The following is an 18195-nucleotide window of genomic DNA, read 5'->3' as shown; positions in this document are numbered from 1 at the left end:
ACCGGATAAGGTTAAATTTTTGGTTAGGTGGTAATGTCAATTGTTCTTCTTTAGCCCCCTCTCGGCGAACCGTATCTTTTTTAATAATTCATTCTCTGCTTTCAATAAGTTATTTTCCGCTTCTAGCTGAGCGTACTTTTCTTCAACTGAGAGCTTTCTATCACGAGGCCTCCCTGAGTTTCCGCTCCTGGTATCACGCAGTCCTAAGACTCCGTCTTTACGATAGGCTGCCTTCCATCTTTTCGCTGAAGAATGAACACGCTCGATTCCAATAATATCTATATCAAAACCACAGTCCTCAAATATCTCCCTAGGAAATTTACCTTTATCAAATTGGCCTATAAAAATTTGTTTAAATTCATCAGTATAAGTAATAGCTTTCCTACTAACAGTTTTCACATAAGGATTTTTACTAAGTTTCTCAATCTCTTTTTCTGTAAATAATTTTTTACTCATGAAATTTTACCCCCGACCCAGTTTATCTTTTAATTGTACAAAAAAAGACCCTGTAGAGTAGTCTTTTTTTAAGTGTCTACTCTACAGGGTACATATTAGGAAATCCATGGGTCTTTTATTCATCATGTCTACGGTTTATTGCTTGAAGACGGTTTTTCGCGTTCAAAATGATGTCTGCAGGCCCAGAGTGTTGCTCCTCGCGCTCAAAACAACTCTTCCTCCATCACCCTCGCAGTTCAAAAATCCATGTAGCGAAAATGAAGATGATGGCAATAGGTACGACAAATCTTACAAGAAATCGCCATAATGCATTCATAACCGGATGCATCCGCAATTCTTCGTCCGTCTGTTTTTTAGTCAGTACAAAACCTACAAAAATGGAGGTGAGCAGTGCGCCAAGCGGCATCATGATCCGGCTTGTAATCGTATCCGCAAAGTCGAAGATCGTTCCTCCAAAGAGGTTGACGTCGGAAAGAATGCCAAACGATAAGGCACTTGGGATACCGACGATGAAAATCAAAAGTCCGAACACCCATGCAGCCAGTTTTCGACGGTTGCGCTTTTCACGGATACCAGTTGACACGACAATTTCAAGCATCGCAATCGATGAAGTAAGTGTTGCGAACAGCATTAAGACAAAGAAAATAATCATAAACACATTGCCGAATGGAATCTGATTAAAAATGGCTGGCAAAATGACGAAAATTAGCCCAGGTCCTTCCTCAGGGGATTGCCCAAGCGCAAATACGGCTGGGAAAATGACAAGCCCTGCTAAAACGGAAATGACAATATTCAAAATCGAGACATTGACAGCGGATTGTCCTAACCGTTCCTCCTTCGGCAAATAAGAAGCATACGTCATCATTGCAGTCACTCCGACGCTCAAGGAGAAGAAGGCTTGACCGAGTGCGACTAATACCGTCGAACCTGTTAAATAAGACCAATCGGGTACAAATAGGAAGCGAACACCATCCATCGCACCTTCCAATGTCAAGGAACGGATTGCCAGGATAATAAAGAAGATGAACAGAAGTGGCATCATCCAACGACTCGCTCGTTCAATCCCGCTTTGCACCCCGCTTTGAACGATCCACACCGTCAATAGCATGAACACGGCTTGACCTAGTAAGACTTCCACGGGACTAGCAATGATGGAATTGAAAAGTTCACCGTGATTGACAGTGTCCAGTTTAAAAATAAGGGAACGTGCCAAATAAGATAAGATCCATCCGCCGACGACACTGTAAAAGGACAGAATGATGAATGAAGCGGTCAAGCCCATCCAGCCGATAAACTGCCAGTTGCGCCCTTGTGCTAACCGTTTAAGGGAAGTGACGGCATCGGCTTGCCCCATGCGACCGATAACAAATTCCGCGAGCAGAATAGGTAATCCAATTGCTATCGTACAAATAATGAAGAGGAGAAGGAAAACACTTCCGCCATTCGTCCCCGTCATATAAGGGAATTTCCAAATTGCACCAAGGCCGATCGCACTGCCCGCAGCAGCGAGAACGAACCCGATTTTTGAAGACCATTGATCACGTTGTTTCATAACCAACCACACTTTCACTTTAATCAATTACGCCTTGGCGTAATTGCTTCCAAATTTTGAATTGCGAATCGAACAGCGAAGGGTTCGATTTGCCTTAATTTCTGCGTTTTTTGCAGAAATTAAGGCACTTTGATAAGCGCAATTAACTCCTTGCAAAATTTATGACATCCGCCGGAGGCACAACTTGCTTTAGCAGTGCACTTTTGCTGAAGCAAGGCAAGTTAAGACCTCATTTATTTTACACGAAATAAAATCGAAAGCCATCATTATATGTAACAAATTTCGACAAAATATCTAACCGTTTTCCCTATATCTGTTCTGGTATAGTGGTACTAAGGAAGTTGTTGCGTTAAAGGGGTTGAAGTTTCATGGGGAAAAACGAATTGGTACAACAAACGATCCGGGAGAATGTTTCAGCATTTGAGGGATGGATAGATAGAAATGCTAGCCGCATTGAACGATTGGCCACCCAATACGGCTGCACGCGAGAACAGGCGCGAGATGTAACGGAAGAAGTATTCCGTTCTTGTTATTTGGATTTGCACAATCAAAGGGATGAAGAACTGAATCCGCTCACGCTCTTTCAAAAGGCAGTGGAAAAGCTGGACAGGATGGCACGGGAAGAGTCTTTGGATACCTCCTTTTTATCGTTTGAAGAAGATCGTCAATTACATGAAAAAATTATTCGCCTGCCAAGGGATCTGAAGTTATCTTTTATCTTAGCGATATTTCATGAGATGGATGATAAGGATATCGCGTTTCTTTTAGAAATTTCCCTAGAAACCGTCAAAGAGGCGATTGACCAAGCGTTTCTCCAGCTCACCGAGGAAAGTGATCGCCTACGACTGACCAAGCAGCTTGAGTTCCTCAATATGTCTTATGGAAGAATGCGCCCCATATTTAGAAAAGCACGGATTTTTGAAGCTGAAGAGCCAGAAATAGAAGAAATTATAAAAAAGAAAACCTCTAAAAAAAGGATGATCCCTTGGCTAGTGGGTCTTCTCATTTTGTTTGCTCTTATTGTGTCCTCTATCCTCACAAGTGAGGATTATCAAAAAAAGGCGGCGGAAAAATATTTGGAGCGTTTCAAGGAATCCTTAGAGGATGAAATGTCAACCCGTTATGCGAAGCTGGGCTTACCTCTGTCAACGGAAGAAGATACACAAAATACCTATTTGGAATTTTACGGTAGGGAAGCGCAAATGGAATTCCAAAATTTAACGCGCAGACTTGAAAAGGAACTGCAAGATACGGGGACGATCAATCGGAAGAACGCTAAAGAACAGTACGCGGCAATCAGCGAGACCTTAGCGTTTCCATCTGAAATGCTTGAAAAGCTTGTCAAAAACCCGTTAGCAAATGATCGAGAACAAAGTGAACGATTCATAAAAGAGTACATGGAGCGTTATTACGACTTTCAACATGCCTACCAATTGTTACTGTCCGAATACCCTACAGAAACTGAACAAGCGATGGTAAACGGCAAGATGGATCTCGAACAGTCGACCTATCCGGAAAAACTTCAGAAAGCCGTGAAAGGGATGAGGGCACAAAATATCTACCCAACTGTCATACCGCAATGGAATACCATTGTACCTATATTTCAAAAGAATGAAATCAGTGAGCAGATGCGTGCCTCACTTCATGAGGACCTAGGTGGTTATGTGACGCTGTTAGAGTCGACTCCGTTTGTCAATTACCCAAATCTGGCCTATTCTTACGATGAATCTGTTGAATATTTACTAGATATGGAAAAATCATTACTTGCCAGTTGGGAGGATGAAAACTTCCATTATATGTTGGAGTATTCCTATAAAGAATTGCTCTATACGCTTATAGGGGGCTACGAACCCAACCTTATTTACGGACAAGACGGGACCGTGAAAGAGGAAGTGCGCGCGGCTTGGCGGAAAATTGCTTCTAACGGGGGATCATCACCTTCCGCAATCATTTTACAAAAAATCATCCGTGAAATGGAAGCGAATGGCTGGACGGAATCAGAAAGCCGAAGACGAGTAACGATGTACCATATCAGTCATGCGATACTACTGGCAAGAGAAGGGCAACTAAAAAAATTTGAACTAACTGGAATCATTTCAATCGGACAAGATACCGATATTGTTTCATTACCCGATGAGCAATTTGAACAACTGGTAGAAGATACTTATGAACGGTTCTCAGCCGAACACGATCGGGAAATCTTGAGTGATGTTCATCCAATAGTCATTTTTTTGATGTTCATCATGGCGAATAATCATGAAGACATCGAGACGATGGAGCAACTTTTCGGGACTCTTTATGGGTCACTAACGTTTGAGGAATACATAAACGGGTGGAAACAGGTGCACATCGACCTTTCTCAATTCGATCATGTGCAGTTCAGCAAGTCCGAAGATGACTCAGGCTCTATTTGGTTAGAAACAGACCGCTCCACTTCTGCGGGAGCGATGATGATCAAGAATCAAGATCATATTTGGCTTGTTCAACATTTTTATTATGACGCTCCTATTTTTGAATAAAGAGAACTCACATTAGAGGGGGGCGCAACATGCCCTAAGTGTAAATGAAAAATCTCAGCTTTAAAAGGGAAGGGGGAGGTGGCGTGGGGGATATGAACGAATGCTGGATGGATCACTATTGTGCAAAGATCGAATTATTGGCGATTCAAACTGGCTGTACACAACAACAAGCAGCAAAAGTAACAGAGGAAACATTTCGTCATATGGTTGCGGAATCGGAAAACGTGACTGATGAGGACGGACTGAAGGAGCGTTTCTATCGAGTTGCGCTAGAAAATCTACCATCCCTACAGCGGACGGATTCAGAAGAAGCCATCTTGCCGTTCGAAGAGGACCGGGAAATGCATGCGGTCATTCTTCAGTTGGACAGAGAAGCAAAACTGAGCTTCATACTGTCCCGGTTCCATCATATGAAGGATGGGGAAATTGCAACGATTGTTGGGATTCCAGAGGAGGCCGTAAAGGAACAAATCACACAAGCGATGGATCAACTTGCGTCCGGTATTGGTATTCCACTTATAGATAAACGACTGGCGTATCTTGAGAAATCATATGAGCGAATACGTCTATCATTCCGAAAAGATCAATTCTTTACACCACCGAAGCAAGAGGGGCAGAAGCCGGTCCGAAAGAAAAAAAGGAGTTTGAAAAAGATCCTCCTATCCTGGGGCATCGGACTAATCGCTTTGGCCGCAATCATTATCATCCCAGTTGTTACAGGAGATGAGTACCAAAAAGCTTCAGGAGAAAAATATATCGAACAGCTAAAAGAATCTTTTGAAGAAGAAATCGCAAGCCGCTATGAGCAACTGGGCTTGAAAGAAAGCACTGAAGAAGACCACCAAAACTTTCATATTACGGAATACGGCAAACAAGCCCGACGCGATTTTGAAACGATGATGGAAAATGAAGAAGCGAGACTGTCGGAAACCGGTAGAATTCAGAAAAGGAATGTTAAAAAGCAATATAATGGAATCATAGCGCAGCTGGCCTTGCCATCTGAGATGGTTGAGCAGCTTTTCGAAAAGCCGTTGACAGATGACAAAGAACAAAGCGAGAAATTTATCGTTGCTTATATGAAGAGAATTTTTGACATTCAGCAATCTTACCTCGATTTGTTTTTTGAGTATGAACATTTTATCGAGGATGCGACTGTTGATGGAACAGTGCAAATCGAACAATATCTTGCCAACAAAGAATCGTATCCGGAAGAACTACAACATGCGCTCAAAAATATGGAAGCACAAAATCTTTACTTAACTTCTATTCCACAATGGACTAATGTAGTTCCTACGTTTGCGAGTAATGAGTTGAGTAAGCAAATCAAAGCATCTCTTCACCCGGACTTGATGGGGTATATTACATTTCTACAATCCTCCAATTTGATTCCGATGCCTAAATCGAACAGATCATATAAAGAAAAGATGCACGATCTATTTGAAATTGAACATACGTTATTGGCGAATGATGAAATCGAACTGCCGTATATGTCGCTAAGAGATTACTATTCATCTTTATTTTATGGAATGATTACCGACTCAGAAACGAACCGGATCATTGGTCCCGATGGAAAAATAACAGAAGAGGTACGGACAGCTTGGAAAAAGATCGCATCTGGGGGAGAAGAGTCGCCGTCAGCACATGTAATGAGAAATATTATTCGTGAAATGGAAGCGAGTGGATGGACACAATCCGACACCCAAAGCCGTTTCACTGCCTATCATTTGAATTATGTAATGGGACTCGCCATGGTGGGCAAGCTTCATACATTTGAGATGAAAGGGATTTTGCAACCTGATCAAGGTTTTGATATTATCACTTTCCCCGATCCATCTTTTGACCAGTTAGTGGAGGATACATACAGGCTCTTTACAGCGAACTATGATCTCGCTGTATTAAAAGACGTGCATCCATTCGTTATTTTCGGTATGTATCATCTGGCAAATGACCGAGAGGATCCCGTAACAATGTGGCATTTGTATACACCGACGGACAATCCGCAACCGTTGGAAGTGTATCTTGCGGATTGGGAACAAGAGAATTTTCAACTAGATGAAGTGGATGGACTTCTATGGGATTCTTCAGACGGTTCAATTGCATGGCTACGAGAAGAAATAGGTCATTTTTACGTCGATTTAGAAGAAGATAAAAATGCTGGATGGAAAATCACCTCGATTTATAGAGATTGGGAAGAAATTGAAGAATAATCGCTGGTCTTTATTGCGAAAGCGCATAGATCTAGAGGCCTGAAGAATCTTGATAATTTTCGAATAATTCCAGTCAACTTTTTGCCCGGCACTCTCAAACATGGTATAATTTTGGATGGCCTTAACGGCAGATTCGATACAAAATAGATTGGGAGCTGTTTCAAATGGCAAAAAAATATGAAGCGGGTGAAGAGCTTTCCGGAAAAGTTACAGGTATCCAGCCATATGGTGCATTTGTCGCACTGGATGAAGAAACGCAAGGGCTCGTCCACATTTCGGAAATTACGTATGGATTTGTAAAAGATATTCATGACTTTCTAAAGGTTGGGCAAGAAGTGAATGTCAAAGTGTTGGAAGTCGATGAAGGTGCAGGGAAAATCAGTTTATCCATCCGTGCGCTCCAAGAGACACCGCCGCCGACAAAAAGAAATGACCAACCGCGTAAATCATTACAAGCGCGTGTCAAAGAAAGAGACGCAGAAGGCTTTAATTCCCTGAAAGACAAACTCAAAGACTGGATCGAAAGGTCTGGACAGTAAAGAAATGCGGAAGCGCCGTTTAGACGCGACAGGCATAAGTCGATCTAGCGACGTGGCGCTCTTTGCCACAGAGCTGGATTGCTTATGACCCGAGCGTCTGGCCGCTGGAGTCTGGACAGTAAAGACGCGACTAGCATTACAAAAAACGAGGAGAAGGCATTAAGGTGCCTTCTCCTCGTTTTTCATTTTCCGCAATCGATATTGCAGGTTTTGTCTACTCATTCCAAGTGCTTTCGCTGTCTTCGTCACATTTTCCTCATTATGCTTCATCGCTTTTTGAATATAATAGGCTTCCGCTTCTCGCAAAAATTGGTCGAGCGGCAACAAGTCCTTCCCGGGTTGGACGATGAAATCCGAAGCTTGCTTCGGTTCTTCCGTCGTTTTCTCACTTTTCATTTTGAAGTGGAGCGGGAGCATATCATAAGTGATGACCGTTTCTGTTGTAGCGAGTGACGTCACCTCATCCAGCAATAACCCGAGCTCGCGTATATTGCCAGGCCAATCATATTCGTGGAATAGCTGTTCCACTTCACTTGAAACCCCTTCCAGAGCAGAGCCGAATCGCTCCGCACGTCTCGTCAAATAGGCGGAGATGTACGGCATAATGTCCTCCGTCCGTTTGCGCAAAGGCGGAATGCGGATTGCGAATGATGAGAAAAAGTAATAGAGCTCTTTTAATAATGAACCTGAAGCGATCAATTCGACGGGATCATCTCCGATACTGGCCAAGAATAAGCGATTTTCATGCGACGCTGCATCCAAGATAGCCAGCAATTTCTGCTGGAGAGGGATGGACAACAAGTCGATCCGTTCACAAAACAAGGAGAGTGGTTCTTCACCATTCAGATTCTCCCGCAATTTTTCAATCAGATCTGGGTTGGAACTATGGCAATATAGCGTATAAAACCGGTCGTTGGAAGGCGTTAACTCATGATGGATACTTTCTGCAATCAGGTCTTTTCCAGTACCCGTTTCGCCGATTAAAAGGACCGGTAATTTTGCACGTGCCGCTTTTTTTGCGGTGGAGATGACCGCTTTCATCGATTCGGATTCTGCAATAATTTGACTGAACGTGACAGGATCACTATTTTTCCGAAAGGGTTGAAAAACAAATTTTTCAAGCGCGGTTACATCGCTTGCCAACTCAATTGCTCCGATCAGTGTATCCCCATCCCAAATAGGGTATGTGTCATTGATAGTCGTAATTTCCGTTCCGTTTCGGTTCCAATAAGTCTGTTTCACATTCAATTGCTCTTTGCCACTATGTAGCACTTTTAACAGCGTGCTCTCTTCTTGTTCGAAATTGAACAGTTCTAAAATGGAACGATCCCCGACATCTTCTAGAGCGAGACCTTCGATTTCTTTCATCTTGTCATTGTAAATAACAGTTTGTCCGTCCTGATTGATGGCATGAATACCGACTCCCACATGATTGACAGCAAACTTGAAAAAAGGGAGGAAAGACTCTTCATTTTTCAACATCATTATCACCTTCTGTAACATTTTTGCGAAAATTTTAAAATAACACTTGAAAAGTGCAATAATATCTTGCATTATTATAAGTGTAGATGAGGTAGTAATGCAAATATTTTTTGCGCAAGAAAAAAGGAGGAATAACATGATTCCGTATAAACATGAACCATTCACAGATTTTACACAAGAAGAGAACAAACAGGCTTTCTTGGAAGCTTTGAAAACAGTGGAAGGGTATCTTGGGCAAGACTATCCACTCATTATCGGTGGAGAACGCATTATGACGGAAGGAAAATTGGTTTCCACAAATCCGGCGAATAAGGAAGAAGTAATCGGAGCTGTTTCAAAAGCAAGCAGAGACCTTGCGACGAAAGCGATGGAAGTTGCTGATGAAACTTTTGAAACGTGGAGAAAAGTAAAACCCGAATTCCGGGCAGATGTCCTTTTCAAAGCAGCGGCCATTATCCGTCGCCGCAAACATGAATTCTCGGCGCTTCTAACAAAAGAAGCGGGTAAACCGTGGAACGAAGCGGATGCGGATACAGCTGAAGCGATCGATTTCCTAGAATACTATGGCCGCCAAATGCTGTCTTTAAAAGATGGAATCCCTGTGGAAAGCCGTCCAGGTGAATTCAATCGTTTCGACTATATTCCACTAGGGGTAGGAGTCGTGATTTCGCCTTGGAACTTTGCATTTGCTATTATGGCAGGAACGACCGTAGCAGCACTCGTAACAGGAAACACAGTGTTATTGAAGCCGGCTTCCACAACACCAGTGATTGCCTATAAATTCATCGAAGTGCTTGAAGAAGCAGGCATGCCTGCAGGGGTTGTGAACTACATCCCTGGTTCGGGATCCGAAATCGGTGATTATCTAGTCGATCATCCAAGAACCCGTTTCATTTCCTTCACTGGCTCACGTGAAGTCGGAACACGTATTTATGAGCGCGCGGCAGTCGTCAATGAAGGGCAAATCTGGTTGAAACGCGTCATTGCTGAAATGGGCGGAAAAGATACGATCGTTGTGGATAGTGAAGCGGACCTTGAGCTTGCAGCACAGTCCATCGTCAAATCCGCATTTGGTTTCAGTGGACAAAAATGTTCAGCTTGTTCCCGTGCAGTCATCCATGAAGACGTATACGATCAAGTCGTGGCGCGCGTCGAACAATTGACAAAAGAATTGACATACGGCGATCCGTCAGATTCATCGAACTTTACAGGTCCGGTAATTGACCAAGCATCATTTGATAAAATCATGAGCTACATCGAAATCGGGAAAGATGAAGGCCGCCTCATCGCGGGAGGAACAGGCGATAGTTCAAAAGGATACTTCGTGGCACCGACAGTCATCGCAGATCTAGATCCAAAAGCACGTGTCATGCAAGAAGAAATTTTCGGACCAGTTGTCGGCTTGACGAAAGCAAAAGATTTCAATGAAGCGATAGAAATTGCGAACAACACAGATTATGGCCTTACAGGTGCAGTAATTTCAAACAACCGTTTCCATATCGAACAGGCGCGCGAAGATTTCCACGTCGGCAACCTATACTTCAACCGCGGTTGCACAGGGGCAATCGTCGGGTACCAACCGTTCGGCGGATTCAACATGTCGGGGACGGACTCCAAAGCGGGCGGACCAGACTACCTACAACTGCATATGCAAGGCAAAACAACATCAGAAATGCTATAAAAAAGCAACTAGCGTTTGTCCACAGGATGAGACCCATCTATAAGATGGGTCTATCCACTACATAAACAAAGGGGATGGAATAGATGTCGGTATCAGAAAACGTGATTGTTCAAACAGAAAAATTTGGGGCAAATAACTATCACCCTCTACCAATTGTCATTTCGGAGGCGGAAGGGGTTTGGGTGAAAGATCCTGAGGGAAATCAATATATGGATATGCTCTCTGCATATTCCGCGGTCAACCAAGGACATCGCCATCCGAAAATCATCCAAGCGTTAAAAGATCAGGCAGATAAAGTGACGTTGACCTCCCGTGCATTCCATAATGACCAACTCGGCCCTTGGTATGAGAAGATTTGTCAGCTTACCGCAAAAGAAATGGCACTCCCGATGAACACAGGTGCAGAAGCTGTAGAAACAGCTGTCAAAGCGGCACGTCGATGGGCTTATGATGTGAAAGGCGTAGCAGAAGGGCAAGCGGAAATCATTGCTTGTGAAGGAAACTTCCATGGCCGTACGATGACTGCTGTCTCTTTATCATCTGAAGCGGAATATAAACGCGGATTTGGACCAATGCTTCCGGGCATCAACCTAATCCCGTACGGTGATATCCAATCACTGGAAGCGGCGATCACTCCAAATACAGCAGCATTCCTTATTGAACCGATTCAAGGGGAGGCGGGGATCATTATTCCGCCGGCAGGTTTCATGAAAGCGGCATATGATCTTTGTAAGCAACATAATGTGCTATTCATCGCGGACGAAATCCAAGCGGGGCTTTGCCGGACAGGGAAAATGTTCGCTTGTGAATGGGAAGGGTTCGAACCTGATATGTACATTCTTGGAAAAGCACTAGGGGGCGGTGTATTTCCGATTTCATGCGTGGTGGCAAATGAAGAAATTTTAGGCGTTTTCAATCCAGGTTCACATGGTTCGACATTTGGCGGAAATCCAATGGCTTGTGCAGTATCAATTGCATCGCTCGAAGTACTTGAAGAAGAAGAACTTGCGAAAAAATCACTTGAACTCGGAAATTATTTCACAGAAGCATTAAAGAAAATCGAACATCCGTCGATTAAAGAAGTGAGAGGGCGAGGCTTGTTCATCGGAGTCGAGCTGACGGAAGCAGCACGTCCCTATTGTGAAAAATTGAAAGAGCTAGGATTGCTCTGTAAAGAAACACATGAGACAGTCATCCGCTTTGCTCCACCTCTCATCATTACGCAAGAAGATTTGGACTGGGCAATCCAAAAAATCGAAAAAGTTTTCGTGAATTAATATATATTCCCCAAAACAGTGACGATTATGTTACAATATGTCCGAAGTAAATATTATGAATCAAAGAGGCGAACCATTAAATGACTGAAAACCTGAATCTATTTACGTCTACACAAGATGTCATTAAAGAAGCACTTGACAAATTAGGCTATGATGAAGGAATGTACGAACTTTTAAAAGAACCTCTCCGTATGGTCGAAGTACGGATTCCTGTCCGCATGGATGATGGAAAAGTGAAAGTATTTACGGGTTACCGTGGACAGCATAGTGATGCGGTCGGACCTACAAAAGGTGGAGTCCGTTTCCATCCAGAGGTAACAGCAGAAGAAGTAAAGGCCCTTTCAATGTGGATGACACTGAAAGCGGGAATTGTTGATCTGCCATATGGTGGTGGTAAAGGTGCGATCATCTGTGATCCACGTGAAATGTCTATGGGTGAGCTTGAACGCCTAAGCCGTGGCTATGTCCGAGCGCTTAGCCAAGTAATGGGACCTGCAAAAGATATCCCAGCTCCAGACGTTTTCACGAATGCGCAAATCATGGCATGGATGATGGATGAATATAGCCGCATTGATGAATTCAACTCTCCAGGTTTCATTACAGGGAAGCCTATCGTACTTGGTGGATCTCAAGGACGTGACCGTGCGACAGCGGAAGGTGTAACAATCATTATCGAAGAAGCTGCAAAACGTCGCGGAATCGATATGAAAGGCGCACGTATCGTCATTCAAGGATTTGGAAACGCAGGAAGCTTCCTATCGAAATTCTTGCATGATGCAGGCGCGAAAGTAATCGGTATTTCCGATGCTTACGGAGCCCTTCATGATCCGAACGGTTTGGATATCGATTACCTATTGGACCGTCGTGATAGTTTTGGAACTGTGACGACATTATTCGATAACACGATTACAAACCAGGAATTGCTAGAACTCGATTGTGATATTCTTGTACCAGCAGCGATTGCAAACCAAATCACTGAGAAAAACGCGCATAATATTAAAGCGAAAATCGTTGTGGAAGCGGCAAACGGACCGACAACTTCTGAAGGAACTCGAATCCTTACAGAGCGCGGTATCTTGCTCGTACCAGACGTCCTTGCAAGCGCGGGCGGTGTAACGGTTTCTTACTTCGAGTGGGTTCAAAACAATATGGGCTATTACTGGTCCGAAGAAGAAGTTCGTGAAAAAATGACGGCTAAAATGGTTGAAGCATTTGAAAATGTATATACAACAGCATCTACACGAAATATCGATATGCGTCTTGCGGCGTATATGATCGGGGTACGTAAAACTGCAGAAGCGTCCCGTTTCCGTGGATGGGCATAAGTTGAAAACAGAAGGCATTTCCCGATTTGACTCGGGAAATGCCTTTTATGCTTCTTCCGCTGTCGTCACTTTTACATCGTCCCGATCCCGCCAATGATCGAATAACAGTCCCAGATTAAACAGTCCTGAAATCCCAATGATGAGATAAATGAATCGGGCAAGTGGTTCCGCTGCACCACCAGCCAATTGTGCCACAACATCGAAACGGAAGATTCCTGCGACTCCCCAATTGAGCGCGCCGATAATCGTTAATGCGAGGGCTAATTTATGCAGATTTCCCAATTGTGTACACCTCCTTGTCTTACTATCCCCAAGCAGAGTCGTTTCATACGGGCTATCTTATTTTTGCAATCTCAACTCTTTTTTTGGATAATTAACTAAATGGAAAGGAGCGGATTTGTCTTGAATGATTTTGTCTTTCAGAATCCGGTTAAATTGATTTTCGGTAAAGGACAATTACAAAAGTTACCGCAAGAAATAATGAAATACGGAAAAAAAGTGCTAGTCGTCTACGGAGGCGGAAGTATTAAACGCAATGGCCTTTACGACGAGGTGATGGAGCTATTGCATTCAAATAATATGGAAGTACATGAACTTTCCGGCGTTGAACCGAATCCGCGAGTTTCCACTGCACGTAAAGGGGTTGCAATCTGTCAAGAGCAGGACATCGAATTTGTTCTTGCTGTCGGTGGGGGATCGGTTATCGACTGTGCGAAATTGATTGCAACGGCGGCAAAATATGATGGTGATGCTTGGGATCTGGTCATAAGAAAAGCAATCCCAAAAGATGCGCTACCATTGGGCACCGTACTGACATTAGCTGCCACCGGTTCAGAAATGAATGCAGGGTCCGTCATTACTAATGAAGAAACACAAGAAAAATACGGTTGGGGATGTTCTTTTAACTTCCCGAAGTTCTCTATCTTAGATCCGACGTATACACTTTCTGTTCCGAAAGACCAAACCATTTATGGGATTGTCGATATGATGTCCCACATTTTTGAACAGTATTTCAATAATGCGCAAAACACTCCGGTCCAAGATGAAATGTGTGAAGGTGTATTGCGTGCAATTATGGAAAGCGGACCTAAACTTGTGGAAGACTTGGAAAACTATGAGTTGAGGGAAACGATCCTGTTTGCGGGGACAATCGCATTGAATAATTTCCTTCAAATGGGCTATCAGGGCGATTGGGCGACACATGATATTGAGCATGCCTTGTCCGCGGTCTATGATATACCCCATGCAGGCGGTCTAGCTATTTTATTCCCACATTGGATGCGACATAATGTCAAAGTGAATCCTGAACGGTTCGCAAAACTTGCGGTCAAAGTCTTTGGCGTGCATCCAGAAGGAAAAACGCCGGAAACGATTGCATATGAAGGAATTAACGCTTTAAGAGCTTTCTGGACAGCGCTTGGTGCACCGAAAACGTTAGCGGATTATAAGATTGATGGTTCGAAGCTAGAATTAATGGCAGAAAAAGCAACCGCCAATGGAGCGCTCGGTCAATTTGCTAAACTCGACAAAGCAGATGTCTTGTCCATCCTTAAAGCCTCCTTGTAATCAATCACGCCTGGGCGTGCTTGCGTCCAGATTTTGAATTGCACTTTCCTTCCTTTTAGAAGGTTGAGCACTTAGACTGCCCTCCATTATTCGTTCAGCGGGTGTTTGAACTCAGCAAAAGCGTAGGGTGGCGTATTGCTGCGACCCGAAGACTAGACGTACCCGCTGATCAGTAAACCAAAACGGATTCATCTCACCACCTATGGAGGTGGTAGACTTCTGTAGCTGACGCTTCGCTTTCAGTACAAAAAACATTTGCTGAATGAAGATAAAAATGACGAATCGTCACGCAGGGATAATCCCGACGTGACGTTTTTTGTCGAATGACACAACATTTATTCAGGCAGCTTTGCTGTGACTTGCTGATCAGTCCGAGGAGGGTTGGCTTTTCGCCATGTTTTGATGCCATCATCTTCATCAAATGAAATCACGACATCTTGCACACTTTTTTGATTGAGCACCAAGTCCATGAGGCGATCACGGATATCATCCACATAAGCTACTGTTAGTGATGCGTCCACTTCTGCAACAATTTCAACGTGCAGAAATTCTCCTTCTTTAATAACCTCCACTTTTTGGAGATCTTTCACGTCGGGGTCTTCAGCAACCAGAAGAGCAATATGATGCAACATTTCTTCATCGGTCTCGCCGATAGCACCACGGGCATTTTCAAGAAATACTTTTCCAACAACATAAAACATCATTAGCCCGATTAAAACCGATGCAATACCTTCCGCAATTAGCAAATCGAAAAAATGCGCTAATAAGACAGCGATAAACGCAAGGAGACCTCCTATTGTCGCAACGAAATCTTCCATAAAAACCAATTTAGTCGGTGGCTTAGCCCGATTCAGATGAACAAAGCTACTAGTGATCGGCGCTAAACCTCCTTTTTGAATCCCAGCTTCATGTAAAACTTCTTTCCCTGCTTTGTAAAGAACGGAAAATTCAAGAATGATACTAATCCCGAGAACGGATAAATTAATCAGAAAACCGCTTGATTCAACGGGATTCAAAATATGATGCAGTCCACCTTTGACAGCTTCGTACGACATGATGCCGACGACGATAACTGCACCAAGACAAACTAAATTGACAACCCGGCCAAAGCCATTCGGAAATTTCGGTGTTGGTGCTTTTTTGGATAAAGCGGAGCCGATAAACACAAAAAATTGATTGGCAGCGTCTCCAAATGAGTGCATCATTTCTGCAAACATGGCAACGTTGCCGGTAAAGAAAAAAGCAATCGCCTTCAAAAGGGCGATTACGGTATTCACGATAGCCGCGAGAAGGGAAGGCTTATTCCCTTCTTTTAAAAGTTTAAGTATATCTTTCATCTGAATCCTCCATCATGGGAATATTTCGATTTCAACTGATTCGATGTAAGGGAGTGTAGATAACTCTACATATAATTGGGATGTCTTCTTTTTAGGAAGTGCGGAAAGCCGGAAATCCAATTCATGTTTTGACGGCTTACCATCCATTCCTAGTTGCCGAATACGCAAATTTTCAATGACCATACCTTCAGATTTTAAATGATCAATGAGTGCCTCGATTTTAGATTTGTCCGACAAAATGAACAAAAAGGCTGCATCTTTGGTCCGGAGCCGTTTCGGCCCGAACTTTCCGAGTGCGGGTGCAATGACTTCGATGACGAACATCACACTGAGCACGGCAAAAGCAGCTTCAATATAGAAACCTGCACCGACAGCGATCCCGATACTAGCCGCTCCCCAAATCATGGCCGCTGTCGTTAGACCAGTGATATTATCATTATCCCTCCTTAAGATGGCTCCGGCTCCAAGAAAACCAATGCCGCTGACAATCTGTGCAGCAAGACGTAAAGGATCCATTGTGACATTGATATCATCACGTGCCGGTACAAGATAAGCTGCCTCGATCGAGATAATTGTCAGCAAACAACTAAAAGTAGCAATGACTGCACTCGTTTTTAACCCGATCGGTTTCTTCTTCATTTCCCTCTCTACACCAATCACTAAACTTAATATTAAAGCAAGCATGATTTTAATAAGTACTTCAGGATACATCGCTTCATTTAAAATCCATACCATCATTATTCCCCCTTTGTCTGTCATCATGTTCTTTTTAATCAACCATGTTATACTATTTACTATTCCTATAACCTAAAAAGGAAATTGTAACCTTATTGAAAGTGAAGTGTCTGAAATGGAAAGACCCGCAATTCATCCCTATATACCAATTATCATTGGTGTCATATCCGTAGCGCTGTCTGCAATTTTTGTGAAACTTGCCACGGCCGATCCTGGAGTCATCGCATTTTACCGGATGTTGTTTTCAGTTCTGCTTATGCTACCGATATTCCTTTTTAAATACAGGGGAGAAATTTTTACCCTGAGCAAAAAAGATTGGATATTTTCTACGATCGCAGGGATATTTTTAGCGTTTCATTTCATTCTATGGTTTGAATCCCTGAACTACACTTCAGTCGCAAGTTCCACTGTGCTCGTTACACTACAACCAATTTTCGCATTCGTGGGTACCTATTTCTTCTTTAAAGAAAAAATTTCATTTAAAACGTTATTATCGGGTGCCATTGCCATAGCGGGAAGCATCATTATAAGCTGGGGAGATTTTCAATTAAGTGGCAGTGCCTTTTACGGAGATATGTTAGCTTTGGCAGGGTGCGCACTAATCACGATCTATCTTTTATTCGGTCAAGACGTCCGAAAAAGAATCTCTCTTATTACTTATACGTTTGTTGTGTATTCAATAAGCACAGTGACGTTGTTTTTTTATGTCCTTATTAAAGGAGAGTCGTTCGGTCCTTATTCCGGGTCTGACTGGTTTTGGTTTTTCATGCTTGCATTGATTCCGAATCTGCTCGGTCATACACTTTTTAACTGGGCTCTCAAGTGGGTAAGCACGAATGTCATCTCAATTGCGATTTTATTTGAACCGGTCGGAGCTGCTGTAATGGCGTATTATGTGTTTAATGAAACATTGATCGCACCACAAATTATCGGTGGAATCATTGTCATAGCAGGGATTGTCTTGTTTGTAGTAGATGAAAAGAAAATAAAAGAGAAGTTTTTTTCAAAAAAGGCTTGATTTCTCAAATAGTTATGTTGTATATTAGTACATGTCCTCCGGGAGCGAGAAACAACATTGAAAAAGAAGTTTCTAAAAGTTGTTGACTCGTTCTGGAAGAGATGTTAAGATAGAAAGCGTCGCATTTCCGATAACTGAAAAAACGAAAAGTTTTTTAAAAAAGTTGTTGACAAGCGACGGCGAGTTTTGATAAGATGTAAAGGTCGCTGTCGAAAAAAACAGCGAGATATGAACCTTGAAAACTGAACAGCAAAACGTTAACAAATACAGTTTGTCGAATCGACTCTGTCGGTGACACAAACACAAACGAATCTTCGGATTCAAAGTCAGCAAGAAATGAGCTATTCATTTTCTTCTTTTATGGAGAGTTTGATCCTGGCTCAGGACGAACGCTGGCGGCGTGCCTAATACATGCAAGTCGAGCGAATGTCAGGGAGCTTGCTCCCTGACATTAGCGGCGGACGGGTGAGTAACACGTGGGCAACCTGCCCTGCAGATGGG

The 18195-nt window shown here is 43.1% G+C and carries 13 protein-coding genes, 1 rRNA gene and 1 pseudogene; 9 read left to right on the top strand and 6 right to left on the bottom strand.

All coding sequences use genetic code 11. From position 1 onward, the window contains the following. Window positions 1-456, bottom strand: a pseudogene (locus ACFPRA_RS23750) (HTH domain-containing protein); the annotation flags it as partial. Window positions 457-679: 223 nt separating this feature from the next. Further along, a complete protein-coding gene (locus ACFPRA_RS23745; protein ID WP_381440301.1) occupies window positions 680-2008 on the bottom strand; it encodes a sodium-dependent transporter in 1329 nt (442 codons plus the stop codon). Window positions 2009-2376: 368 nt separating this feature from the next. On the opposite strand from ACFPRA_RS23745, the gene ACFPRA_RS23740 reads away from it, so the two are divergent. From ACFPRA_RS23740 to yugI, 3 genes are all read left to right on the top strand, one after another. Next, window positions 2377-4527, top strand: a complete 2151-nt coding sequence (locus ACFPRA_RS23740) for an RNA polymerase sigma factor (protein ID WP_381440299.1) — start codon at window positions 2377-2379, stop codon at window positions 4525-4527. 83 nt (window positions 4528-4610) lie between these two features. After that, window positions 4611-6734 carry an RNA polymerase sigma factor gene (locus ACFPRA_RS23735; RefSeq protein WP_381440297.1) on the top strand — a complete coding sequence of 708 codons (2124 nt, stop codon included), beginning with the start codon at window positions 4611-4613 and terminating at the stop codon, window positions 6732-6734. Window positions 6735-6898: 164 nt separating this feature from the next. After that, a complete protein-coding gene (gene yugI, locus ACFPRA_RS23730; protein ID WP_381440294.1) occupies window positions 6899-7273 on the top strand; it encodes a S1 domain-containing post-transcriptional regulator GSP13 in 375 nt (124 codons plus the stop codon). 159 nt (window positions 7274-7432) lie between these two features. Here yugI and ACFPRA_RS23725 read toward each other — a convergent pair whose 3' ends face one another. Next, window positions 7433-8755, bottom strand: a complete 1323-nt coding sequence (locus ACFPRA_RS23725; protein WP_381440292.1) for an AAA-type ATPase lid domain-containing protein — start codon at window positions 8753-8755, stop codon at window positions 7433-7435. Between the two features lie 136 nt (window positions 8756-8891). Here ACFPRA_RS23725 and pruA point away from each other — a divergent pair, with 136 nt between their 5' ends. The 3 genes from pruA (at window position 8892) to ACFPRA_RS23710 (ending at window position 13038) form a co-directional block, all read left to right on the top strand. Then, complete coding sequence (gene pruA, locus ACFPRA_RS23720) at window positions 8892-10436, top strand: L-glutamate gamma-semialdehyde dehydrogenase (RefSeq protein WP_381440289.1); 1545 nt, start codon at window positions 8892-8894, stop codon at window positions 10434-10436. 83 nt (window positions 10437-10519) lie between these two features. After that, window positions 10520-11713 carry an ornithine--oxo-acid transaminase gene (locus ACFPRA_RS23715; protein WP_381440287.1) on the top strand — a complete coding sequence of 398 codons (1194 nt, stop codon included), beginning with the start codon at window positions 10520-10522 and terminating at the stop codon, window positions 11711-11713. Between the two features lie 80 nt (window positions 11714-11793). Next, window positions 11794-13038, top strand: coding sequence for a Glu/Leu/Phe/Val family dehydrogenase (locus ACFPRA_RS23710; protein ID WP_381440285.1), 1245 nt, complete (start codon window positions 11794-11796; stop codon window positions 13036-13038). A 45-nt stretch (window positions 13039-13083) separates the two neighbouring features. Here ACFPRA_RS23710 and ACFPRA_RS23705 read toward each other — a convergent pair whose 3' ends face one another. Next, complete coding sequence (locus tag ACFPRA_RS23705) at window positions 13084-13320, bottom strand: DUF378 domain-containing protein (RefSeq protein ID WP_239390865.1); 237 nt, start codon at window positions 13318-13320, stop codon at window positions 13084-13086. Between the two features lie 120 nt (window positions 13321-13440). On the opposite strand from ACFPRA_RS23705, the gene ACFPRA_RS23700 reads away from it, so the two are divergent. Continuing rightward, window positions 13441-14604 (top strand): iron-containing alcohol dehydrogenase, encoded by a 1164-nt coding sequence (locus tag ACFPRA_RS23700; RefSeq protein WP_381440282.1) that lies wholly within the window; start codon window positions 13441-13443, stop codon window positions 14602-14604. 335 nt (window positions 14605-14939) lie between these two features. Here ACFPRA_RS23700 and ACFPRA_RS23695 read toward each other — a convergent pair whose 3' ends face one another. Next, window positions 14940-15941 carry a cation diffusion facilitator family transporter gene (locus tag ACFPRA_RS23695; protein ID WP_381440280.1) on the bottom strand — a complete coding sequence of 334 codons (1002 nt, stop codon included), beginning with the start codon at window positions 15939-15941 and terminating at the stop codon, window positions 14940-14942. Window positions 15942-15953: 12 nt separating this feature from the next. After that, a complete protein-coding gene (locus tag ACFPRA_RS23690) occupies window positions 15954-16676 on the bottom strand; it encodes an MgtC/SapB family protein (RefSeq protein WP_381440278.1) in 723 nt (240 codons plus the stop codon). A gap of 115 nt (window positions 16677-16791) precedes the next feature. Here ACFPRA_RS23690 and ACFPRA_RS23685 point away from each other — a divergent pair, with 115 nt between their 5' ends. After that, the gene (locus ACFPRA_RS23685) at window positions 16792-17694 is read left to right on the top strand and encodes a DMT family transporter (RefSeq protein WP_381440276.1); all 903 of its coding nucleotides are present in this window, start codon (window positions 16792-16794) and stop codon (window positions 17692-17694) included. A gap of 357 nt (window positions 17695-18051) precedes the next feature. Continuing rightward, a 16S ribosomal RNA gene (locus ACFPRA_RS23680) occupies window positions 18052-18195 on the top strand; the annotation flags it as partial.

The organism is Sporosarcina soli (genome assembly GCF_042655805.1).
GTDB lineage: Bacteria > Bacillota > Bacilli > Bacillales_A > Planococcaceae > Sporosarcina > Sporosarcina soli.
Note: the sequence above shows the minus strand (reverse complement) of the source record. Positions and strands in the feature narration are given on the sequence as shown.